Annotated in this window: 19 protein-coding genes; 4 read left to right on the forward strand and 15 right to left on the reverse strand. The window is 70.2% G+C overall.

The features are described 5' to 3' along the window. Nucleotides 1-9: 9 nt before the first annotated feature. The 11 genes from ABEA10_RS43580 to ABEA10_RS43630 form a co-directional block, all read right to left on the reverse strand. Nucleotides 10-1,539 (reverse strand): Re/Si-specific NAD(P)(+) transhydrogenase subunit alpha, encoded by a 1,530-nt coding sequence (locus ABEA10_RS43580; RefSeq protein WP_345474370.1) that lies wholly within the window; start codon nucleotides 1,537-1,539, stop codon nucleotides 10-12. A 342-nt stretch (nucleotides 1,540-1,881) separates the two neighbouring features. Continuing rightward, nucleotides 1,882-2,310, reverse strand: coding sequence for a spore-associated protein A (locus tag ABEA10_RS43585; protein ID WP_345474372.1), 429 nt, complete (start codon nucleotides 2,308-2,310; stop codon nucleotides 1,882-1,884). 83 nt (nucleotides 2,311-2,393) lie between these two features. Then, nucleotides 2,394-3,317: an RNA polymerase sigma-70 factor gene (locus ABEA10_RS43590; protein ID WP_345474374.1), complete on the reverse strand. Its 924-nt coding sequence runs from the start codon at nucleotides 3,315-3,317 to the stop codon at nucleotides 2,394-2,396. Beyond that, entirely contained in the window at nucleotides 3,314-4,246 is a 933-nt protein-coding gene (locus tag ABEA10_RS43595) for an NAD-dependent epimerase/dehydratase family protein (protein WP_345474376.1), read from the reverse strand. Before ABEA10_RS43595 ends, ABEA10_RS43590 begins: the two co-directional genes overlap by 4 nt. 75 nt (nucleotides 4,247-4,321) lie before the next feature. After that, entirely contained in the window at nucleotides 4,322-5,563 is a 1,242-nt protein-coding gene (locus ABEA10_RS43600) for an MFS transporter (RefSeq protein WP_345474378.1), read from the reverse strand. A gap of 887 nt (nucleotides 5,564-6,450) precedes the next feature. After that, on the reverse strand, nucleotides 6,451-7,209 hold the full coding sequence (locus ABEA10_RS43605) for an SDR family NAD(P)-dependent oxidoreductase (RefSeq protein ID WP_345474380.1): 759 nt from the start codon (nucleotides 7,207-7,209) through the stop codon (nucleotides 6,451-6,453). After that, nucleotides 7,206-8,141, reverse strand: a complete 936-nt coding sequence (gene kce / locus ABEA10_RS43610; protein ID WP_345474382.1) for a 3,5-dioxohexanoate:acetyl-CoA acetone transferase — start codon at nucleotides 8,139-8,141, stop codon at nucleotides 7,206-7,208. Before kce ends, ABEA10_RS43605 begins: the two co-directional genes overlap by 4 nt. Nucleotides 8,142-8,162: 21 nt before the next feature. Continuing rightward, nucleotides 8,163-8,687 carry an LLM class flavin-dependent oxidoreductase gene (locus tag ABEA10_RS43615; RefSeq protein ID WP_345474384.1) on the reverse strand — a complete coding sequence of 175 codons (525 nt, stop codon included), beginning with the start codon at nucleotides 8,685-8,687 and terminating at the stop codon, nucleotides 8,163-8,165. After that, nucleotides 8,684-9,472: an HpcH/HpaI aldolase family protein gene (locus ABEA10_RS43620; RefSeq protein WP_345474386.1), complete on the reverse strand. Its 789-nt coding sequence runs from the start codon at nucleotides 9,470-9,472 to the stop codon at nucleotides 8,684-8,686. Before ABEA10_RS43620 ends, ABEA10_RS43615 begins: the two co-directional genes overlap by 4 nt. Next, nucleotides 9,469-10,377 (reverse strand): cupin domain-containing protein, encoded by a 909-nt coding sequence (locus ABEA10_RS43625; RefSeq protein WP_345474388.1) that lies wholly within the window; start codon nucleotides 10,375-10,377, stop codon nucleotides 9,469-9,471. The genes ABEA10_RS43620 and ABEA10_RS43625 overlap by 4 nt, the downstream gene beginning before the upstream one ends. Nucleotides 10,378-10,396: 19 nt before the next feature. Continuing rightward, a complete protein-coding gene (locus tag ABEA10_RS43630) occupies nucleotides 10,397-11,287 on the reverse strand; it encodes a DUF6282 family protein (protein WP_345474390.1) in 891 nt (296 codons plus the stop codon). A 343-nt stretch (nucleotides 11,288-11,630) separates the two neighbouring features. Between ABEA10_RS43630 and ABEA10_RS43635 the strand changes: the two genes are divergently transcribed. Together ABEA10_RS43635 and ABEA10_RS43640 are read left to right on the forward strand one after the other, a co-directional pair. Then, a complete protein-coding gene (locus tag ABEA10_RS43635; RefSeq protein WP_345474392.1) occupies nucleotides 11,631-12,929 on the forward strand; it encodes an MFS transporter in 1,299 nt (432 codons plus the stop codon). After that, on the forward strand, nucleotides 12,926-13,990 hold the full coding sequence (locus tag ABEA10_RS43640; RefSeq protein WP_345474393.1) for a dihydroorotate dehydrogenase: 1,065 nt from the start codon (nucleotides 12,926-12,928) through the stop codon (nucleotides 13,988-13,990). Before ABEA10_RS43635 ends, ABEA10_RS43640 begins: the two co-directional genes overlap by 4 nt. On the opposite strand, the gene ABEA10_RS43645 is transcribed toward ABEA10_RS43640, so the two are convergent. The 4 genes from ABEA10_RS43645 to ABEA10_RS43660 all read right to left on the reverse strand — a co-directional run bounded on the left by ABEA10_RS43645 (nucleotide 13,954) and on the right by ABEA10_RS43660 (nucleotide 18,750). Continuing rightward, on the reverse strand, nucleotides 13,954-14,751 hold the full coding sequence (locus ABEA10_RS43645; protein WP_345474394.1) for an IclR family transcriptional regulator: 798 nt from the start codon (nucleotides 14,749-14,751) through the stop codon (nucleotides 13,954-13,956). The genes ABEA10_RS43640 and ABEA10_RS43645 overlap by 37 nt on opposite strands. Nucleotides 14,752-14,909: 158 nt before the next feature. Further along, nucleotides 14,910-16,067 (reverse strand): RNA-guided endonuclease InsQ/TnpB family protein, encoded by a 1,158-nt coding sequence (locus tag ABEA10_RS43650; RefSeq protein ID WP_345474396.1) that lies wholly within the window; start codon nucleotides 16,065-16,067, stop codon nucleotides 14,910-14,912. Nucleotides 16,068-16,205: 138 nt separating this feature from the next. Further along, nucleotides 16,206-17,093 carry a DUF8017 domain-containing protein gene (locus tag ABEA10_RS43655; protein WP_345474397.1) on the reverse strand — a complete coding sequence of 296 codons (888 nt, stop codon included), beginning with the start codon at nucleotides 17,091-17,093 and terminating at the stop codon, nucleotides 16,206-16,208. A 181-nt stretch (nucleotides 17,094-17,274) separates the two neighbouring features. Further along, nucleotides 17,275-18,750 (reverse strand): glycoside hydrolase family 76 protein, encoded by a 1,476-nt coding sequence (locus ABEA10_RS43660; protein WP_345474399.1) that lies wholly within the window; start codon nucleotides 18,748-18,750, stop codon nucleotides 17,275-17,277. A 233-nt stretch (nucleotides 18,751-18,983) separates the two neighbouring features. Here ABEA10_RS43660 and ABEA10_RS43665 point away from each other — a divergent pair, with 233 nt between their 5' ends. After that, nucleotides 18,984-21,023 carry a CocE/NonD family hydrolase gene (locus tag ABEA10_RS43665; RefSeq protein ID WP_345474401.1) on the forward strand — a complete coding sequence of 680 codons (2,040 nt, stop codon included), beginning with the start codon at nucleotides 18,984-18,986 and terminating at the stop codon, nucleotides 21,021-21,023. Further along, entirely contained in the window at nucleotides 21,023-21,919 is an 897-nt protein-coding gene (locus tag ABEA10_RS43670) for an ABC transporter substrate-binding protein (protein ID WP_345474403.1), read from the forward strand. Before ABEA10_RS43665 ends, ABEA10_RS43670 begins: the two co-directional genes overlap by 1 nt. Nucleotides 21,920-21,929 lie beyond the last annotated feature (10 nt).

Consider the following 21,929-nt stretch of genomic DNA (forward strand, 5'->3'; position numbering starts at 1 on the left):
CGTGGTGCGCTACTCCTTCGTGAACATGCGAAGCATGCGCCGGGTCACGGCGAAGCCGCCGAAGATGTTGATGGACGCCAGCAGGATCGCGACGGCGGACAGCACCATGACAATGGTGTCGTCGCCGCTGCCCCGGATGCCGATCTGCAGCATGGCGCCGACGACGATGATCCCGGAGATGGCGTTGGTGACCGACATCAGCGGCGTGTGCAGCGCGTGGTGCACCTTGCCGATCACGTAGTAGCCGATCACCACCGCCAGCATCAGCACGGTGAAGTGCTCGGGGATCGGCGGCGGGGCCAGCGCCGAGATCAGCCACAGCCCGACGATCCCGACGCCCACGGTGGCGAACTTCGCCCAGGCCGGGCGAGGCGCCTTCGCCGGCGTGGGTTCGGCCGCCGGGCCGGAGGCCGCGGGCGGGGCCGAGGACACCTGGACGGGCGGCGGCGGCCACAGCTTCTCGCCGTCGCGGACCACCGTGATGCCGCGTTGGACGACGTCGTCGAGGTCGAGTACGACCTTCCCGTCCTTGTCCGGCGTCAGCAGCTTCATCAGGTTGACCAGGTTGGTGCCGTACAGCTGGCTGGCCTGCGCGGGCAGTCGGCCGGCGAGATCGGTATAGCCGATGATCGTCACGCCGTTGCCGGTGGTGACGACCTCTCCGGCCACCGTGCCCGCGACGTTGCCGCCCTGCGCCGCGGCCATGTCGACGATCACCGAGCCCGGCTTCATCGTCGCGACCTGTTCGGCGCTCAGCAGCTTGGGCGCCGGCCGGCCCGGGATCAGCGCGGTGGTGATGACGATGTCGACGTCGGCGGCCTGCTCGGAGTAGATCTCGGCGGCCCGCCGGTCGTAGTCCTCGCTCGTCGCCCGGGCGTAGCCGTCGCTGGACGCTTCCTGCTCGACCTCGACGGCCAGGAACTCACCCCCCAGCGAGCGCACCTGGTCGGCCACCTCCGGCCTCGGGTCGGTGGCTCGCACGATCGCGCCCAGACTCGACGCCGCGCCGATCGCGGCCAGCCCGGCCACCCCGGCGCCGGCCACCAGCACCTTGGCCGGCGGCACCTTGCCCGCGGCCGTCACCTGGCCGGTGAAGAACCGGCCGAAGACGTGAGCCGCCTCGACCACCGCGCGATACCCGGCGATGTTGGCCATCGAACTCAGCACGTCCAGGGACTGCGCCCGCGAGATCCGCGGCACCGCGTCCATCGCCAGCGCGGTGATCGGCCGCGCCGCCAGGGCATCGAGCAGTTCCGGGTTCAGCGCCGGCGCCAGCAGCGACACCAGGATCGCGCCGTCGCGCAGCCGGGCGATCTCCTCGGTCGTCGGGGCGTTGACCTTGAACACGACATCGGCGGCCCATGGTTCGCCGATCGTCGCCCCGGCCTCGGCGTAAGCGTCGTCGGTGAAGCTCGACCGCTCACCGGCCCCGGCCTCGACGACCACGTCGTACCCCAGGCCCTGTAATTGCTTGACCGTCTTCGGGGTCGCGGCTACCCGGGTCTCGTTCTTGCTTTCCCTGACAACACCGATGAGCATCCTGCGGGTCCATTCGGAAACCGGCGTGGCGCGTAGGCCAGCCGCAGAATTTTCATGACCGAGTCATCCAACCACTTCAGCCGCGGCAACGTCGCCTTCGGGTCCGTCGAACCAGTGGTGCGGCGGCGTTGGCGCGGTTCAGCGCAGGGGCGGGGCCCGGTCAGGCGGTGCCGGGGGGATGTGGGGAAGACCGAGATGACGGCCTGGGCGAGTTCGGCACCGTCGAACATGGCCGGGTCGGCGACTTCCCCGTGCGGGAAGGCGTCGTCGGTGAGATCACTTGAGAGGCCGGTGCACACCGGCGCCGGTCACATGAGCCTCGAACTTCCCGTGCCCCCAGGATCAGTCGCAGTGTGACCAGTGCTCGTACCACGCGGACGCCGTCGCCCCGCTCGGAAAGGCGGCCGAGCCACCCCAGATGACGCACGTTCCCGGGGCGTAAATCTTCACTGGACCGGCATAGTAGGAATACTTCCCATCATCCTCAACGGCCTTGAAGTCACTTTCTCTCTCAATAAAGGCCTGCACCTCGGTGGGGGTGCCCACATAGGCGGTCTTCCAGGTGACCACGCAGTCGGTGCTGCCGTTGTACATCAGGTAGACGGTGGCGTAACTGCGCAGGGCGTACTGGTCGATGACGTGGTAACTGCCGCCGCCGCATGCGGCGATCGGTGATGACGCCGCGTTCGCCGGGCCGCTCACGGCCACGGAACCGGCAAGCAGCGCCGCGGTGGTAAGCGTGAGCACTGCTTTCTGCTGGAACTTGCGCACAGGATTCCTCGCTTTCATGGTCACTTCAACGGGACGCGTGCCGTCACCCGCACTCAGGGCGCCATAGAAACGCGCTCTTGCGGTCAATCTGTGGACCGGCGGGTCAGCTTCGTCTCACGGAGGACCGTCCAGGCGTCCGCCACGGGACCCAGGTGTCCGAGCTTGTCGGGGTTGAGCACGGTGCGGATCGTCTGGATCTGTCCGTCGAGGATGTCGAGCGTCCAGGTGTTGACGACTTTGCCGTCCCCGTCATGGAAGATCGCGCCCGGCTGGCCGTTCACTTCGTGCGGCTCCATGACGCCGCCGATCTGGACGAACCGCGGGAGGAGGGCGGCGAAGGCTCGGGCCACGTTCTCGGCGCCGAAAACGCCCTTGCCCCACTGCGGGGCCTTGCCACCACCGTCGCTGATCAGCTGAACGTCGGCGGCCAGCAGTTCCCTCAGCCCGTCGACGTCGCCTTCCCGGAAGGCGTCGAAGAATCGTCTGGCGAGTTCGTTGCGCTCGGCCCGGTCGGCCTCGAATCGGGGGCGACCCGCGTCCATGTGGCGGCGGGCCTGCATCGCGAGCTGACGGCACGCCGCCTCCGATCGGCTCACGACCGAGGCGACCTCCCGGAAGCTGAAGGCGAACACCTCTCGTAGCACGAAGACCGCGCGCTCGAGCGGGCTGAGCCGCTCCAGCAGCAACAGGGCCGCCATCGACACCGAGTCGGCCAGCTCCGCCGACCGCGCCGGGTCCTGGTAGGGGTCGGTCAGCAGTGGTTCGGGGAACCATGGCCCGACGTATTCTTCGCGCCGGACGCGGGCCGAGCGCAGCACATCGATCGAGATCCGGGTCACCACCGCCGACAGGAACGCCTTGACCGAACTCGGCTCGGTCAGGCAGGCCTCATAGCGCAGCCAGCTCTCCTGGACCGCGTCCTCGGCGTCGGTCACACTGCCCAGCATCCGGTAGGCGATCGAGAACAGCAGCGGCCGCAGATCCTCGAACTCCTCAGCCCGGGTCATGCCAGCTCCTCCTTGAAACCCTGCCGCCACGAAGGGTAGTGCGGCTCCCAGCCGAGCTCCCGCCTGGCCTTGGCGTTGGAGAAGCCACGCCCCTCGGTCATCATCACCACGGCCACCTCCCCGGCCAGCAGCCGGGCCAGCCATGTGGGGACCCGTATCGGCCGTTTCGCTCCCGCGCACGCGGCCAGGTGGGGCAGCCACTCGCTCGCCGGGGCCGGTTCGTCGTCGACGATGTTGAACACGCCCTTCGCCTTCTGCTCCACGGCCAGGACGGTGGCGCTCGCCGCGTCGTCGAGATGCACCCACGAGGCGTAGCCGGTGGCGCGTCCGACCAGCGGGAACTGTCGTTTACGCACCAGCTCGACCTGGTCGTCGGTGGCGCCCGGCCCATAGAACGCGCCGTACCGCAGGACCACGCCACCGGCCTTGCCGACCACGTCCTCGACGTGGCGGAGCGCCATCATCGACGTGTGCGCCACCGTCCCCTCCATGAGATCAAGCGGGTCCTCCTCGGTCTTGACCCATCCGCCCTCACGGATCCCGTTCCAGTTGGCGTAGCCCTGCGCGACGAAGTGGGACACACCGGTCGCCTCGGCCGCGGCCAGCAGGTGGTCCGTCCCCTCGGTACGCAGCCGGATGGTGGGGACGGCCCATCGATCGAAGTGCTTCAGATCGGGCTTGCCGGCGTGAGTAAGGCTGATTCCGGTCATCTGGTGCACGATCACCTCCGGCCGGGCCTTGGCCACCGCCTCACCGACCGACACCGCGTCCAGCCCGTCCATCACCACGCCATCGGCGCCCAGCTCCGCCAGCAGACCCATCTTGGCTGCGCTCGTCGTCGTCGCCGTCACCTGGTGCCCCCGGGACACCAGCTGCGGCACCAGCCGCCGCCCCAACGCCCCGGTCCCGCCCGCCACGAACACCCTCATGACCATCACCTCCCGCTTCCAGAACCTGTCTCCGCCACCCAAGACGAGACAGCCCCGCCATCTGTGAGATCGGCCTCACGGCCTGGCCCGGGCGTGATGGAGATGATGTCCGCGTACCGAGCGCAGCACCCCGAGGACGCTCATCGTGCCCAGCAGGCCGGCTGCGCAGATCACCATGTAGGGGGGAATCAGTGCGGCGACGGCGCCGCCGACGGCCATGCCGAGGCCCTGGAGGGTCATGATCCCGGCGCCGAGCAGGGACATGGCTTGGCCCCGCGTCTTTTCGGGCACCGCGTCGACGAACCACCTGTCCATGCCGAGCGTGTACGCGGCGCACAGCCCGGTGAGCAGCATCAGTCCGGACGCGAGCGGCAGCGGCGGGTGGAACGCGAATGCGACCATCGGCAGCAGCGATACGGCCATGAGCGGTAGTGCGAGGCGGTCGCGGGCGGTGGGGCCGAGCAGGGTGCCGCCCAGTGCCTCGCTCACCACGGTGCCGGCGGGCATCGCGGCCAGGAACAGTCCGAAGCCCCCGGAGCCTGCCCGAGCGGCGTCGGCGAAGGGCGCGGCGACCCCTTCGGCGACCACGAAGAACATCGGCGGGATCCACCACATCAGCAGCAGCGCGCGGAGGCGAGCGTCGCCGAGCAACCGTCCGGCCGAGGCGATCGAATCACGGGTCATCGCACCGCTCCATGACACCCGGGCGGGCCGGTCACGGGTGCCCAGACGTAGCAGCAGGGCAGAACCGAGGAACGTGAGGACGGTGACGCGGAGGGCGGTACGCGGCGGCACCCACGCCAGTGCCAGACCACCCAGCCCGTAGCCGATGACCTGGGAGCTTTGCGAGACGATCCGTATCAGCGAACGGCCCAGGACGTACCGGTCCCCCTGCAGAATGTCCGCGAGGCTCGCCGCCCGGGTGCCGGTGAACAGCGGTGAGATCATCGAGACGGCGAGACGGAGAAGGAACAGGACCGCGAACGGGGTCGCCGGGACGGCCATCAGGGTCACACAAGCCGCCGACAGCAGGTCGCAGGCGACCAGCACACGGCGGGGCGGGTACCGGTCGGCGATGCCCGACAGCGCGATCCCGCTGAGTGCGTAGGGCAGGAAGCCGAGGGCGAAGACGAGGGCCGTCAACAGCGCCGAGCCGGTCTGCCGGAAGACCAGGACGGCCAGCGAGACCTCGGCGAGGACGCTGCCCAGCACGGAGAGGACATGAGCGACGAAAACGGCCCGGAATTCCTTGACCGCGAACACGGCGCCATATCCGGCCCTGGCGCTTTCGTCGTCCCGCGGGCCGGTGAGTGGCATGTCCGATTCAGTGGGCGAAGAGGAATCCGCCGCCATGTGAAGAATGCTCGCTTTCCCTTGTCCTGGCGCCCCGGTGCACCGCGCAGGTCGCCGGCGCCTGAGGCCATCCGTACGAGACTCCTGTGTGATCAACGTGACCAGCGTTGGACGACGAAGGCTCGCTGGTCGCTCGGGCGGGGCGACAGCGGATCACCGGCGCATGGCTCGGCGGCCGGTCCGAGGATTCGTGAACAGGGCATCGGGGCCCGCACCCCCGGACCGGCCTCGAATCTCAGGGCATGGCGACTGAGATCAATTTTCAGCGATCCGCCTGGTCAGCGGGGGATCCAGTTCTTCGGAACCCAGTTCTTGGGGACCCAGTTCTTGGGGACCCAGTTCTTGGGGACCCAGTTCTGAGTGATGTCCATTTCGTCTCACCTCCCAGCTCGATGTGATTTGGTGACGGAAACGGCGCCTACGGCTGCCGGGAAACGGCGGACCGCGGCAGAGCCGGGCGACGATCACGCGGTGTCGTTCGCCCTCTTGTCGTGTCAGCAACTCGCCGGGCGGCCTATCGATCGCCCGCGGGTTCCAGGACACGGCCGTCACCCTCACCCTTGGACGAGATACCGCGCTGAAATGTGAGATGGCGCGTCGCCTCACACCCCGCCTCCGGCATCCCGACCACCCTGCGCCTGCCGAAAACCACGTCCGCGCAGGTGAGAGGCGTGTAACTTGGCGTTACGGCATGGGATCACCACGGCATGGGATCACCGTGCCGGAGCGCCACCCGGACGGAGAACGGGTGCAGTCGTTGGCGTTGCCGCCGGTCAGTTCGGTCTATCGGCCTTCGCGGTCGTGACCGGCCCAAGCCGCGCCGGACAAGAACGTCACTGCAGTCGGGCTGTTCAGGCGAGGAACCCTCCGTCGACCGGCAGGACGACGCCGCTGATGTGGCTCGCCCGGTCGCTCAGCAGGAACGCGGCGGTCGCTCCGACCTCCGCCCCCGTCCCCACCTTGCGCAGCGGGGTGGCGGCGATCCGGGCCTCCACGCCGCCGGGGATCGTACGGCGCAGCTCGGCGAGCATCGGGGTCTCGGTCGGGCCGGGGGCTATCACGTTCACGCGGATGCCGAGCGGGCCGAAGTCGTGGGCGGCCGTGCGGGTCAGGCCGATGACCGCGTGCTTGGTGGCCTGGTAGGCGCCCATGCCGGAGCTGCCGCGGAGGCCGCCGATGCTGCTCACGTTGACGATCGAGCCGAAGCCCTGGCGCTCCATGACGCGCACCTCTTCGCGGATGCACAGCCACGTGCCCTTCACGTTGACGGCCATGATCCGGTCGAAGTCCTCCTCGGAGACGGCGTCGAGACGCCCGGCCCCGCCCATCGCGGCGTTGTTGTACGCGCCGTCGAGGCGGCCGAACCGGGCGACGGTCGCGTCGACGAACCGGGCGACGTCCGACGGCTTCGCGACGTCGCCCGTCGTGTACGCCACGTCGTGTCCCGCCGCGGTGAGCTCCGCGGTGAGCTTGGCGAGCGGTTCCTCGCGGCGCGCGACGAGCATGAGGGCGGCGCCGTCCTCGGCGAGGACGCGCGCGGCGTCGACGCCGATGCCCGTACTGGCTCCGACGAGAACGATGACCTTGCCGGCCAGCGGTGGTGTGCTCATGAGGTCCTTTCCGTGTCCCGGGCGCCGCGGAGCGCGAGCATCGCGCGGGCATCGGCGGGTGTGGCGATCTGTTTTCCGAGGTCTTCGATGACGGCCCGGATCTTCCTGACCTGCTGGGCGTTGCTCTCCGCGAGGCGCCCCTTGCCGATCCACAGGCTGTCTTCGAGGCCCACCCGCACGTGGCCGCCGAGCCATGCGCTGTGGGTGCCGAAGCTCAGCTGGTCGCGGCCGGCGGCGAACGCGGAGAAGGAGTAGTCGTCGCCGAAGAGCTTGTCGGCGATCCGCACCATGTGCTCCAGGTTCTCGTGGTCGGCGCCGATGCCGCCGAGGACGCCGAACACGCCCTGGATCAGCAGCGGCGGCTTGGCCAGGCCCTTGTCGACGAAGTAGGCGAGTGAGTACAGGTGCCCGATGTCGTAGCACTCGTACTCGAACCGGGTGCCGAACTCCCCCAGTGTCCGCAGGGCGTGCTCGATCCGGTCGAAGGTGTTGACGAACGGATGGGAGTAGGTGTTCAGGACGTACGGCTTCTCCCAGTCGTACCGCCATTCGGACACCTTGTCGGCGATCCCCGCGGACACGAAGTTCATCGTGCCCATGTTCATCGACGCGAGCTCGGGCCGGAGTCGTACGGCGGCGGCCAGTCGCTGCTCCATCGTCATCGCCGACGAGCCGCCGGTGGTGATGTTGATGACGGCGTCGGTGTTCGCGGTGATGGGCTCGATGATCTCCTCGAAGACCTCGGGCGAGGGCGTCGGCCGGCCGTCCGGCTGCCGGGCGTGCAGGTGCACGATGGCCGAGCCGGCCTCGATCGCCTCCAGGGCCGCCTCGGTCACCTGCTCGGCGGACAGCGGCAGGTACGGGCTCTGGGACGGCACGTTCACCGAGCCCGTCACCGCGGTGGTGATGATGACCTTCTCAGCCACTCTCATCGGTTCGTCCTCTCCCTGGGGTTACGGTGCGAGCGCCCGGTAGGCGTCGAGCTTCCCCTCGTCGAGCGGCCCGACGAGGCTGACCGCCACCTGGGTGGCGCCCGCGTCGTACTGCTCGCGCAGCGCCTGGCGCACCTGCTCCGGTGTACCGCAGGCGACGAGGGCGTCGATGAGCCGGTCGGACCCGGGCGGCGCGAGGTCGGACTCGGTGAACCCGAGCCGCGTCAGCTTGGCGATCTGGTGCGGCAGTGTCAGGTAGTAGGCGAGACGGCGGCGCGCGACGTCGCGGGCCGTGGCGCGGTCGCGGCCGACCACCGCCCACTGGACGACCGACAGGAACAGGTCCGGGCCGATCGTCTCGCGTGCCCAGCGGGTGTGCTCCGGCGTGACGAGGAACGTGATCAGCCCGTCGGCGCGCTCGGCGGCCAACCGGGTGATCCCGGGCGAGTACGCGCCGAGGACTCGCGGCACGGTGCCGCCACGGCGCGCGAGCGTCGCGTCGATCCCGTCGAGGTAGTCGCGCAGGAACGGCAGGGACAGCGTCATCGGCGCCCGTCGGCTTCCCGGAACGCGGTGACCAGCCTGCGCGCGGCGTCCGCCAGCATCGACGTGTCGTTGCTGAGCAGGACGAAGTCGCAGCCGTCGCGTACCGCCCGCGCGGCCCGCTCGGGTACGCCGCCGAACGCGAGCCCGCATCTCTTGCCGGCGGCGTGCGCGGCGTCGAGCGCCGAGCCGATCAGTTCGAGTACGTCGGGCGAGGCCGGCGTGGAACCCATCGACATCGAGAGATCGGCGGCGCCGACGAACACCGCGTCGATGGAGTCGAGGGCGAGTATCTCCGGTGCGGCCTTGATCGCCTCGACGCTCTCGAGCTGCGGGATGCACAGCACGTCGTCGTTCCCGGTGGCGAGGTAGTCGGCGTTCGGGCGCAGCCCCCACGCTCCGGCGCGGCTGGTGCCGCCGGCACCGCGGATGCCGTGGGGCGGGAACCGGCACGCCTGCCCGACGGCGGCGGCCTGCTGGACCGTGTCGACGTGCGGCACGAGGATGCCCATGGCGCCCGCGTCGAGGATCTTCTGGATCGTCGACGCCGTCGTGTCCGGCACCCGTACGAGGGGCACCATGCCCAGCGCCGTGGCCGAGTTGATCAGCCGGTACGCCGTCTGCAGGTCGAGCGGCGCGTGCTCCAGGTCGATCACGACGAAGTCGAACCCGGCGAACGCCATGATCTCCACCGGCTCGCCCGAGGTGAGCTTCAGCCAGGTGCCGAGCGGTGTGGTGTCACGGTCCGGCGCGAACAGCCCGGCACCCGTACGTCGTGGAGTCGTCATGGCATCGGGTAGTCGTCGGCGTTGAGCACCCAGCCGGGCTTGGCGGAGAAGTCCGTACGCGGGGGGCTGAAGATGTCGATCAGCTGGTTCACCCCGGGGTCGCCGGCCGCGGAGGTGTGCACGGTGGGCGGCGGGATGATCGCGACGGACGGGCTGCCGAGCCGTACGTGATCGTCCTCGCGCCACCCGGTGCTGTCGCTCAGCCACGGAGTGCGGATGTGGTGGACGTACTCCCCCTGCACGGCCAGGGACAGCTGCTCGAAGTCGTCGTGCGTGTGCGGTGAGAGCTTGTGCGGGTCGCGCGGGCCGGTGACCTCGGGCAGGAAGTTGACCATGAACGAGCGGGTGCGGAAGATGCGGCCGAACCGCGCCGGGTCGTCCGGCACGTCGGCGAGCCGGTAGTACCGCACCGCCGGCCCGCCGGGAGGTTCCGGCCACCGCTGGAGCAGCGCCACGCGCGGGTGGTCCTCCGCGTACGCGTCGGCGTTGGCGGCCCGGTCGCGCCAGGCGGGCTCGGTCGCCTCGACCAGACGGATCAGCGGGCCGTCGCCGTGCACGCTGATCCGCGAGGCGCCGGGCGGCACCACGACGAGCCCGGGTGCGTCGATCAGCATGGTGCCGCCGTCGACGATCACCGAGAAGGCGGGAGAGTCGCCGGTGACCACCACGGCGAGTTCGCCGTCGAGCGTCCCGTTGTCGAGCTCGTCGCCGGCGCGCGCCTCGGTGCGCACGAGCATGACGTTCTGACCGCGGACGGCCACGGTGCGTTCGTCCGGCGTATCGGCGTCCGGCGACGCGAGGCGGCGGAAGTCGAAGTACTGCGGTTCCGCGATCGCGGCACCGCTGTCCGGTCGCGGCGCGGTCGCCGTCGCGAGCGAGGAACGGGGGTCGTCCTTCTCGTACACGGTGGTGATGTCCTTTCGCTCAGGCGTCTAGGTTGAGCAGGTAGGTCGGGTTGTCGCGGACCATGCGCCGCAGGTCCTTCTCCGCCAGGCCGAGGTCGAGCAGCGCCCCGGCCACCCGCATCCACGCGTCCACCGGCTTGGGGTTGGCCGCCTGCCCGAAGTCCGAGGCCAGCACCGTGTGCTCGGGGCCGAGCGTCTCGATCCAGGTCAGCAGCTTCCTCGGGTCCCACTTCTGGGTGCCCTCGGGGTCGTACATGCCGATCTCGTGCTCGACGAACGCGCCGAGTTCGGTGAGCTCGCGGCACAGGTCGGGATCGGCACCGATCACGAAGTCGGGGTGGCTGACGACCATCCGCGTCATGCCGCGCTCGTTCGCGGCCTGGAACAGCGTGCGGATGTAGTCGGGATACATGTGGCCGCCGTTGACGACGGCCTCCTGCTCCTTGATCTCGTCGAGGATCTCGATCGCCTCGGGCTTCAGCCCGCCGTCCTCGTCGACGATGTCGATGCGCTCCAGGGTCAGGGGCACGGTCGTGGTCGGGAACGCCCCGTCCTCGGGGTGGCACTCGATGTGCCGGCCCGAGGAGATGGTCGGGAACCAGACGACCTTGCCGCCCATGCGCAGGCACATGCGCACGGCGTGCACGTTGAGGCCGCCGACGGTGCTGTTGAGCGCGATGCCGCCGTAGGCGGTGGCGGCGACGTCGGCGAAGCGTCCCTTCATCGCCAGGATGTCCATCTGGGTGTTGTGGTGGTGGGACTTGGCGACCATGGCGCGCATCCCGATCCGCGCTCCGTCCTGCGCGGCCTCCACGTGGTCGAAGCGGCGGGGGAACGGACTGGGGCCGGAGTGGACGTGCATGTCGACCAGACCGTCCAGGACCGAGGCGATGGCGGGGCGCTGGCTCATGAGTCCTCCTTCGTCGGGGCGAGTGACCACAGGAGCGCGTTTTTGGTTCCCTCGCTTCGCTCGGTCACAAGGCCGCCTTTAGTTCGCATTATGAAGTCACTGTTCACTATAAGACTCAAGTCAACCCCTACTTCGGTCTTGTGTTGCAAAGATCACACGCTTACGGTGCTAAGAGTTCACTTTGTGAACATGCGGTTCGGATGACACCGATCGTGGTGACTGAGGAACCGCGGGTAGCCAGCCGCAGACCTCGGAGACGCCGATGTCCACACCGTCACACGCAGCAGTGCCGCATTCCGCGGCATCGGACGACGCTCGCCCACACCCGTCACACGGTCCGGACATGGCCAAGGTGCGCGCCGCGGTACGCGGCGGCGCGCTCGCCTACTTCGTCGACCAGTTCGACATCTACCTGCCGATCGTCGTGCTGGCCCCGGCGACGGTCTACTTCCAGTCGGCGTCTCTGAGCGCGAGTACGACGGCCCTGTTGTCGTCGCTGGTGTTCGCCTCGACGCTCATCGGCCGCCCGCTCGGCGCGCTGATCTTCGGTCACTTCGCCGACACCGTCGGGCGCAAGCGCACGACGCTGGTCGCGGTCGGCGGCTTCGGCACCATCACCCTGGCGACCGCCTGCCTGCCGGGCCACGAGACGATCGGGACGTGGTCGGTCGGCCTGCTGATCGCGCTGCGGTTCGTCGACGGGATCTTCCTCGGCGGCGAGTACACGACCGCGGTGCCGCTGGCGATGGAGTGGAGCCCACGGCACAAGCGCGGCCTCTACGCCTCGATCATCACCTCGACCTCCCCCGGCGCGTACGTCGTCATCGCCGCGATCACGCTGCTGATGCTGCAGCTGCTGCCCTCCGCCGGGCTGCACAGCGCCTACGTGCAGTGGGGCTGGCGGGTGCCGTTCCTGGTCGGCGCGCTGCTGTCGGCCCTGTTGTTCCGCTTCTACCTCAAGCAGGTGCACGAGCCCCCGGCGGAGCTGACCGGCGAGCGGCACAAGCTGCCGTTCGTACGGCTGCTGGTGCGGTACCCGAAGGCGCTGGCGCAGGTGTTCGTGCTGATGACCGGCACGTGGCTCGCGACCAACATGGAGGCCGCCGTGACACCCGCGCAGCTGAAGGCGCACCTTCTGCTGTCGAGCAAGCAGGTCACGCTGACCATGCTCGTGATCAACGCGGCCGCCGCACTGGCCTATCCCCTCTTCGGCATGCTGTCCCAGCGCATCGGGCGGCGGCGGTTCTACATCGGCTACGGGCTGTCGGTTCTGGTGATCGGCGCCGGTTCCTACTCGCTCCTGATGGTCTCCGGCGGTGGCTTCGGCGCGGCGCTCGGCTGGGCCGTCCTGATCGGCGTCTTCACCGTCGGCACGTTCGGCCCGATCGCCGCGTACCTGACCGAGCGGTTCCCGGCGAGCATCCGTTCCACCGGGTACGGCGTCGGTTACAGCCTCGCGCTCATCGCGCCGGCGTTCTACCAGTTCTATCTGCGGCAGTTCGACGGAGTGGTCTCGGCGCACCTCGCCCCGGCCATCCTGATCGCGCTCGCCGGCGTGCTGATCAGCCTCGGCGGCTTCCTCGGCCCGGAGACCAAGGACGTGGACATGACCGACGACGCCACGATCCCGGCGCTGTCTTGACCCTTCTGGAGACGACGGTCGGCGGCCTGGTCACCGCCAATCCGGTGTGGGTCGGCTCGTCCGAGCTGACCATGACGCTCGGCGGGCTGATCGCCTGCGTCGACGCGGGCGCCGGCGCGGTGGTGGCCAAGTCGGTGAACGAGAGCGCCGCCGCCCGGCGCCAGCTGGACATCGCGGACTACGCGTTCGTCTCCGGCACCGGGCGGGTACGGCCCGCGGGCGCGGCACGGCGCGGCGACGGCCTGCTGAACCGCTCCGGGCTCGCGCAGGTGGACCTGGACGACTGGCTCGCGGTACTGGCCGCCGCGGTCGGGCACGGCGCGCCGCGCGGTCGCCCGGTGATCGGCAGCATCACCCTGGCCGACCCCGTCGCGGCCGCGCGCATCGGGCGCCTGATGGCGGGCGTGGTGCCCGCCGTCGAGCTCAACGTCGGCGCGCCGCACGGCCGCGAGGCACCCGCCGTACGCCGGCTGACCGAGGCGGACGCGGTGCACGACGCCGTACGGGTCGTACGCGACGCCGTCGACGCACCGCTGTTCGTCAAGCTGCCCGGGCAGGCGTCCGACGTCGTCGCGCTCGCCCGTGCCGCCCGGTCGGCCGGCGCGGACGCCGTCGGGCTGGTCGGGCGTTACCCGGGCTTCCTGCCCGACCTCGACGGCGGCGCGATCCTCGGCTCCTGGGGCGCGTGGGGATCGCCGGCGTGCCTGCCGATGAGCCTGTACTGGGTGAGCAAGGCACGTACGGCGCTCGGCCCCGGCGTGCCCCTGGTCGGAACCAACGGCGCGCGCACCGCGACCGACGTGCTGCGGTTCCTCGCTTCGGGCGCTCGCGCCGTCGAGGTCGTCACCGCGCTGTGGACCGGCGGACCCGCGGTGCTCGCGGAGCTGGTCGCCGGTGTCGACGCGTATCTACGGCAACGCGCCACGATTCGCGGCGGCGGCCTGGAGGAGTTCGTCGGCAGCGCGCTCGCCGGAGCGCGCGAGTACGCCGACGTCCCGCCGATGCGGTCGCCCGCGTGGCTGCCCTACACCGCGCGCTGGTCGAGGTCGTCGGGCCGGTAGTGGCCGCCGAGTTCGTGGGTGAGCTCCCGCGCGGTGTCGACGACGATCCGTAGCTCGGGAGCGTCGTCGGACATCGACAGGGTGTTGTCCGGGCCGACGATGGCGATGGTGGCGCAGATGCCGTACTCGTCGAAGACGGGCGCCGCCACCGCGACGACACCCGGGGTGCTCATCGCGGAGCAGTGGCCGACGGCGCGGACGCGTTCGACGTCGGCGCGGAGCTCGTCCCGCGCCGGGCCGGGCAGGTTCGCCGTCAGCCGTTCCATGGACAGCTGGTCGACGTGGTAGGCGAGGAAGATCTTGCTCTGCGCCGTGTCCAGGGGCAGGTGGCTGCCGACCCGTACGGACACGATGACGACGGTGGAGACGTTCTCCTCGACCCGGGAGACCACCGGGCCGGTGAGGCCCCAGAGACTGAGCACCACACTGGTCTGCGTGGCGCGCGAGAGCGCCTGCATGTGGCGCGGAGCGAGGTTGACGACCCGGCGGCGGCCGATGGCGAAGGCGCCCAGCTGCAGCAGCAGCCCGCCGGGCACGTAGCCGCCCTCGGCGCTGCGTTCGAGCAGACCGGCGGCGACGAGTGACGTGCAGTAGCGGTACGCGGTCGTGCGGTTGAGGCTGAGCCGCTCGGCGACCTCGCCGGCGGTCACCTCCGGCGTGGCCGGGTCGAACAGCGACAGGATCTGGCTGACCCGGCTCACCGCCTGGATGTCCGCCTGGTCAGCGCGGGCGGCGTCCGGCGACCTCGTCGGTTTGGTCACGGGAGCCTCCGGCGGACGATCGTAGAGAGCCTGGCGGGCGTGTTCACCAAGTGAACACGCGTGTCAGGCTACGTCAACTTGACTCGGCCCTGAACGACCGGGCTTGGAGGTAGCTCCCGGCTGGCTGCTGGGTGGGCTCCTCCGTTCAGCCGCCCCTTTTAGGGGGTGGCGGGGACGCGTGACTCACTCCCCGCAATCCACACAGCCTCGCCCTTGCGGGCGATGTTGCGGGAGGCGTTCCGGTCTGCGTGGGCAACGACCCCGCAGTTCCGGCAGCAGAAAACCGATTGGCTTGCCCGGTTCCTGCCGTCGATGTGGCCGCACTCACAGCATTGTTGTGAGGTGTAGGCCGGATCGACGAAGACCACGGGCACGCCGGCTCGCTTGGCCTTGTAGGCGATGAAGTCTGCGAGCTGGGCGAAGGCCCAGGAGTGCAGGGCGACCCGTTGGGGCTTGCGGAGCCGTACCCTCTGCCGGATTCCCTTGAGGTTCTCCAGGGCGATTCCGGATGAGGTGCGTTCAGCCTCGGTCACGATCGTCTTGGCGATGATGTGGTTCTGGTTCGCCGCGTGGCGCTTTTCCCTACGGCTGCGTTTCTTCAGCAGCCGCTTGGCGGACCTGGTGCGCTTGTTTTGAAGCTTGCGGCGTAGTTCGAGCTGCCGCCTGCGATGCCGGTTGAGTCCCCGCCCAGCGGCCTGGTAACCAGTGGAGGTGGTGGCGATGGCGACGATGCCCAGGTCCACGCCGATGAACCGCCCGGGCTCGAACCGCTCGGCCTCGGGCACCTCACACGTGGCGATCAGATAGAACACACCATCACGCCGAACCAGATCCGACTCACCCTGCCGATAAGCCTGCAGCGTCTTGAGCGCACCCGCCGAGCAGACGAACCGAACGTTCTTCACCCGGCCCTCGACCGTCCACACCGACACGGTCCCGGCGTCGTACTGCCACGACAAACACCGATCGTCATACGGCTGCGCCGCCTCCGGGCGGAACACAATCGGCTTGGCCTCCGCCTTGAGGCGACGACGAGAGCCCGGCTTACCGAGATTCCCCGCACCGAGGTTCGCCTTCAACGTGGTGTAGGCGTCACGGACCTTCTTGATCACATGCTGGGCGGCCTGCGCCCCCAGGCCCCGCGACTTCAGCTCCGCATAGGTGTACTTACGCAGCTCGTACACGTGCGGCACACCACGGTCGAACGCCACGGCCGATACCCAGTTCGCCGCCTCGTTCACCGCGTGCAGGGTGCGCTCAAGCGCCAGCGCCTGAACGGCATCTGGCATGAGTTTCACCTGCACCACGATCTTCACAGAAGGTAATCGTAGCGTTCTTCTGCGTTACATGGGGTGGGATTACCCGATAACCAAGGCGGTCACAACGTCGCATCCCTGCGCAGGCATTTGGTCTCCGGCGCCCCAGCACCGGTCCAGGCGCACCGTCCGCGAGGGTCACTTGGCGAGGCGGACGCTGTGGACCACCTTGTCCATGTCGGCGTCGCTGAGGGCTCCGGGCTGGCCGGTGTGGACGTAGAGGACGAAGCGGAGCGAGCCGCCGCCGTTGACCGGCAGGGCGACGACGTGGATGGTCGTGCCCGTCGAGCCGCAGTTGTCCTTGTCCGGTGCCATGGTGACCCGGGCGGTGATCCGCTCGACCCAGCCGCCGCTCTTGAGCTTCATCTTCTGCGGGGTGCCGATGCTCTGCCGCGCGGAGCCCTGCTTGCGGGCGGCGGCCTTCGCCCACATGCGGGCGCCCTGGAGTACGGAGTCCTTGACGCTGTCCACGTCCGACGCGCGGAAGCCCGCCCCGCCGAGCCTGCACTCGCCCTTCTTGGACTCCGCGCTGTAGTCGACGGCGGTCTCGGGGACGCCTTTGCCGGTGCCGTCGTCCAGTCCGATCATGCTGCCCTCGCCGTTGTCCTTCCAGTCGGCGGGCACGTCGTACGACAGGCCGTTGCTCTGGGAGGCCACGATCACCCGCCAGCCCGGCACCGTCGGCGGGTACCGGTTGTCCAGCGTCGGCGTCGCGGTGGGGCTGGGAGTCGGCGACGGCGGCGGTGCGGGCGTACGGGCCGCGGTCGGGTGCTCGTCGCCGCCGCCGGTGGTGAGGACGATGACGACCGCGCCGACGATCACCAGGACGGCGACCACCGCGACCACGGCGATCAGCGGACCCCGGCCACGGCGGGGCGGCGGCATCGGAGGCGGGAACCCCGGCGGTCCGCCGTACCCGCCGCCGACCGGACCGGCTGGACCGGCCGGGCCGCCCGGGCCGCCGGGCGGGGGGAACGGCGGTCCTCCGGGAGTGGACCCCTCAGGTGGCGGTGCTCCGTAGACCACGGACTCTCCTATCCGGCTGCCTGGGACGCCGCGTGACGCGGACGACTGTACGCCGAGCGGATCATGCCGCATGCCCCACTTCGCCGGGATGTGACCGATTCAGCGCTCGGACTCCTGGGTTCCGGTCCTTGGACTCCTGGATCACCGCGGCGGTTCCGTCCTGCCGGCCGCGAGCCCGTCGTTACGTGCCGGCGGCGGCCGTGGCGTTCATCAGGTCGGCGGCGCTCTGCTGGCGGGCGGCGTCGGTGGAGTCCAGCGGGCCCGCCCAGTGGTACCCGTACTGGTCGAGGGGGTTGCGGTCGTGGGCGTAGGCCGCATCCGCCTGCCGCTTCAGGTACGCGGTGTACGGGTGGTCGCCGAGCGCCTTGTCGAGCGCGGCCAGCCCGCGGGCGTACACGCCCTTGAACGACGGCCCGTCGGCTCCGCCGCTCGACTGGGGCTCGCCCGGGTCGGCGAGGATGCCGTTCGGGTTCAGCGTCGGGTCGGTCGTGGAGGCGTCGGCGAGCGCACGGGCGGAGGCGAGCACGCCGGAGTCGCCGGTGGCCCGGTACAGCTCGGTGAGGCCGTTCAGGATGACGCCCTGGTTGTAGGAGTAGACCGGCTGCCCGTTGTTCTTGCACGTCGACAGGTCCAGGCCATCGTTGATCAGCTGGGCGGAGTTGATCATTCCGGAGGCCTTGAACCAGGACCACTCCTTCTTCGCCAGGTTCAGGTAGGCGGTGTCTCCGGGGATGCGGTTGTGCAGGGCGGCGGTCAGCTGCAGGTACAGCTCGTTGGCGATGGCGTTCTTGTAGTCGCGCTGGGTGCGCCAGTAGACGCCGCCTCCGCAGACCGAGTCGGTGTAGGAGGTCATCCAGTCCGCGTCGGCGCGGGCGGTGTTCAGGTAGCGGGCGTCGCCGGTCAGGTCGTAGGCGTCCACCCAGGCCAGCCCCCACCAGCCGGTGTCGTCCAGGTAGTCGTTGCGGAACTGCCCGCCCTGCGCGGAGAGGTTGGCGTCGTACGTCGTGGCGACCGCGTACTTGTAGCTGCCCATCCCGCTGACCCGGACGTTGTCGATGATCGCGGTCAGCGCGTTCGCGGAGTTCCACCAGCCGGTCGTGGCCCACAGGCCCGTGCCGTTGTCGTAGAACTCCATCAGCGCGGTCGCCGCGGCGGTCGAGCGGGTTCCGGCGTTCCAGGTCGTACGCGCCCACGGTGTGCAGGCGATCTCGGCGCGGTCGCCGGCCTTTCCGCAGGCGCGGACCGCGCCGACGCCAAGGTTGTTCCAGTCGTCGACGTTGTACATGAGGGTGCGCCAGCCGCGCCCGCCGCTCGGGACGGTCGTGTCGCCGAGCCTGCTGCCCTGGCTCCAGCTCTGGCCGCCGTCGAACGAACGGTCCAGCCACACCTCGTCGCCCGGACCGCCGTTGTCGATGCTCCCCCAGGCCATGTCGTCGGCGTCGTCGAAATGCACGACGATCCGCCGCGAGTAGATGGTCGCCTGGACGGGCGTACGGTCGCCGGCGGCCAGCGCGGGGTCGCGGCCGTCGCAGTACTTGTCGCAGACGGAAGCGGCGGCCCGCGCGGGAACCGCGACGGTCACCAGAAGCGCGACGGCCGGAAGCAGGCAGAGGAACCGGACGAGGGACCTGCTCCGCAGGATGAGCAATGACGGCATGACTGACTATTGACGACAGAATTCGTCAAGTCAATGCCCGAAAGCGGCGCTCGCCTGCCGCTCGCGGCGACGTCCGTGGCCCCGACGGCGCGCCAGAAGCTCGCGATCCGGACAGGGCGCCGCCTTGAGCTGCGCATCCCCACCGGACCCCCAATTTGGGTCAGACCAAAGACTCCTGGCAAGATACGCCGATATTGCAGATCTGTCCCCTTGGCCGATGGAGGATCCGGTAGGTGTCGAACTCGAGTGCCACGGCGGACAACGCACCTGCGGTCCGGGTCCTGCGTCACGTGTGGATCCCGCTGGCGGACGGCACGCGCCTCGCCGCGCGCATCTGGATGCCGGCCCACGCCGAACGCGAGCCGTGCCCGGCCGTCCTCGAGTACATCCCCTACCGCAAGAACGACTTCACCGCCGTACGCGACAACAGCCTCCATGCGCACTTCGCGCGTGCCGGGTACGTCTCCGTCCGGGTCGACCTGCGGGGCAGCGGCGACTCCGACGGCCAGATGCAGGACGAGTACGCGCAGCTGGAGCTCACCGACGGGGCCGAGGTCATCGGCTGGCTGGCGAAGCAGCCGTGGTGCGACGGAAACGTCGGGATGATCGGCAAGTCGTGGGGCGGCTTCAACGGCCTGCAGATCGCCGCGCTGCGGCCGCCCGCGCTGAAGGCCATCGTCACCGTCTGTTCGACCGACGACCGCTACGCCGAGGACGTGCACTACACCGGTGGCGCGCTGATCGCCTCGGAGATGCTGCCGTGGGCCTCGACCATGCTCGCCTTCAACGCGCGGCCACCGGACCCCGCGGTCGTCGGCGCCGGCTGGCGCGAGCAGTGGCTGCGGCGGATGAACGACACCCCGCCCTACGTCGAGGAGTGGCTCGCCCACCAGGAGCGCGACGCGTACTGGAGGCACGGCTCGGTCTGTGAGGACTACGGCGCGATCGAGGCGGCCGTCTTCGCGGTGGGCGGCTGGTACGACTCCTACTGCGGCGCGGTGCTGCGCCTGCTCGAAGGGCTGGACGCTCCCGCTCGCGGCCTCGTCGGGCCGTGGGCGCACACCTACCCGCACCAGGGCCTGCCGGGGCCGGCCATCGACTTCCACGCCGAGGTCGTCCGGTGGTTCGACCAGTGGCTGCGGGGCCGCGACACCGGCGTGATGGACGAGCCGGCGCTGCGCGCCTGGATGCCCGAATGGGCGGCACCCGGCGCCGACGCCGACGAACGGCCCGGACGCTGGGTCGCCGAGGACTCCTGGCCGTCACCACGCGTCACCACGGGCGAGTACCCGCTCGCCGGCGAGAGCCTCGGCCCGGCCACCCGCACCGACCCGCGACGAGACGCCGAGGTCCCGCTCACCAGCCCGCGCACGGTCGGCGCGTACGGAGGAAGCTGGCTGCAGTTCGGCGACGCCGCCGGGCAGTTCTCCCCGCAGGGCGCCGACGACGGCCTGTCCCACACCTTCACCTCCGACCCGCTGGCGGAGCGGGTGGAGATCCTCGGCGTGCCCTTGGCCGGCCTGCGGGTCAGCGCCGACCGGCCGGCCGCCCTCCTCGCCGTACGGCTGTGCGACGTCGCGCCGGACGGCTCCTCGCGGCTCGTGACGCGCGGACTGCTCAACCTCACCCACCGCGACGGGCACGAACGGGCCCGGCCGCTCGAACCCGGCCGGGCGTACGACGTGACGGTGCCGATGATCGCGACCGCGCACGCCTTCGCCCCCGGCCACCGGATCCGGGTCTCGGTGTCGGCCGCGTACTGGCCGCTCGCGTGGCCCTCGCCGGAGCCCGTCACCGTGACCCTGCTCCCCGGTGGACCCTCAGCACTGCACCTGCCCGAACGCCCCGGCCGGGCCGAGGACGCGCGGCTGCGCCCGTACGGCCCGCCGCTCGCCGACCCTCCCGCGCCGCTCCGGCAGGAGCCGGGCACGTCGGGGCGCACGGTCCACCACGACCCCGTGACGGGCCGGATCGAGATCACCCTGCGAGGGGACGACGGCCACTTCACCGACCTCACCGACGGCGGCTACCGGCGCGCGGACGCGGTCGACCGGTTCACGCTGACCGAGGGCGACCCCGCCTCGGCGCTCGTGGAGTGCGAGCGCACCGAGGAGATCGGCCGCGGTGAGTGGCGTACCCGGGTCGTCACCTACAGCCGGATGAGCGGTGACGCGGAGGCGTTCTCGGTGAGCAACAGCCTCACCGCCTACGAGGGGAACGAACGCGTCTTCCACCGGACCTGGAACGCCGTCATCCCGCGGACGGGAGTCTGATGAGGCGCCGGACGTTTCTGACGGGCGGGCTGCTCGTCGCGGCCGGCGCCGCCGTCGGCGCCTCCGCCTGGTCGGTGGCCGGCGGCGGGCCCGCGATCACCATCGGCTCCAAGGAGTTCAGCGAGTCGTGGGTGATGGGCGAGTTGTACGCGCAGGTGCTGACCGCCCGCGGGTTCCGGGTGGCGCTCAAGTCCAACGTCGGCAGCGCCACCCTCATCGACCGTGCCATACGCAGCCGGGAGCTCGATCTGTACCCCGAGTACACCGGCGTGATCCTGCAGAGCCTGGCGACCGCGCAGAACCTGCCGGACACCGCGCAGGGCACGTACGAGGCGGCCAAGCGCTTCGAGGAGACCCGCGGGCTGACCCTGCTCGCGTCGACGCCCTTCCAGAACCGCAACGCCGTGGCCGTGCGGAGCGCGGACGCCCGGCGTCACAACCTGCGGACCATCGCCGACCTGGCGCGGCTCGGCGACATCGCGTACGCCGAGTATCCGGACAACATCACCGGCCCGCTCGGCTACGACGCGATCGTCAAGGCCTACGGCCTGCACCGGATGAAGGTACGGCCGCTGAACATCGGCCTGCAGTACCCGGCGTTGCAGACCGGCAAGGTGCAGGCCGCCGACGTGTTCACCACCGACCCGCAGCTGCGCCACTACGACTTCACGATTCTCGATGACGACAAGCACGTGTTCGGTTTCCAGAACGTGGCGCCGGTCATCCGCCGGCAGCTGGTCGAGCGGTACGGAACCCGGCTGACCGAGCCGCTCGACCAGGTCGACGCGCTGCTCACCGAGCCGGCGATGCAGGCGCTCAACGAGGCCGTCGCGATCAAGCGCCTCAGCCCGGCCGAGGTGGCGCGCCGGTTCCTCGCGGCCAACCACCTGACGTGAGCCGCGTCTC

Source organism: Actinoallomurus oryzae, assembly GCF_039541955.1.
Classification (GTDB): Bacteria; Actinomycetota; Actinomycetes; order Streptosporangiales; family Streptosporangiaceae; genus Actinoallomurus; species Actinoallomurus oryzae.

What these genes read in the sequence shown, in the direction of transcription:
- ABEA10_RS43615 (WP_345474384.1), bottom strand. Translation starts at nt 8,687, where the DNA reads ATGACGCTGTCCCTGCCGTTCCTGCGCGACTACCTCGACGGGATCGAC.
- ABEA10_RS43600 (WP_345474378.1), bottom strand. Translation starts at nt 5,563, where the DNA reads ATGCCACTCACCGGCCCGCGGGACGACGAAAGCGCCAGGGCCGGATAT.
- ABEA10_RS43620 (WP_345474386.1), bottom strand. Translation starts at nt 9,472, where the DNA reads ATGACGACTCCACGACGTACGGGTGCCGGGCTGTTCGCGCCGGACCGT.
- ABEA10_RS43630 (WP_345474390.1), bottom strand. Translation starts at nt 11,287, where the DNA reads ATGAGCCAGCGCCCCGCCATCGCCTCGGTCCTGGACGGTCTGGTCGAC.
- ABEA10_RS43580 (WP_345474370.1), bottom strand. Translation starts at nt 1,539, where the DNA reads ATGCTCATCGGTGTTGTCAGGGAAAGCAAGAACGAGACCCGGGTAGCC.
- ABEA10_RS43635 (WP_345474392.1), top strand. Translation starts at nt 11,631, where the DNA reads ATGGCCAAGGTGCGCGCCGCGGTACGCGGCGGCGCGCTCGCCTACTTC.
- ABEA10_RS43590 (WP_345474374.1), bottom strand. Translation starts at nt 3,317, where the DNA reads ATGACCCGGGCTGAGGAGTTCGAGGATCTGCGGCCGCTGCTGTTCTCG.
- ABEA10_RS43660 (WP_345474399.1), bottom strand. Translation starts at nt 18,750, where the DNA reads ATGCCGTCATTGCTCATCCTGCGGAGCAGGTCCCTCGTCCGGTTCCTC.
- ABEA10_RS43670 (WP_345474403.1), top strand. Translation starts at nt 21,023, where the DNA reads ATGAGGCGCCGGACGTTTCTGACGGGCGGGCTGCTCGTCGCGGCCGGC.
- ABEA10_RS43595 (WP_345474376.1), bottom strand. Translation starts at nt 4,246, where the DNA reads ATGAGGGTGTTCGTGGCGGGCGGGACCGGGGCGTTGGGGCGGCGGCTG.
- ABEA10_RS43605 (WP_345474380.1), bottom strand. Translation starts at nt 7,209, where the DNA reads ATGAGCACACCACCGCTGGCCGGCAAGGTCATCGTTCTCGTCGGAGCC.
- kce (WP_345474382.1), bottom strand. Translation starts at nt 8,141, where the DNA reads ATGAGAGTGGCTGAGAAGGTCATCATCACCACCGCGGTGACGGGCTCG.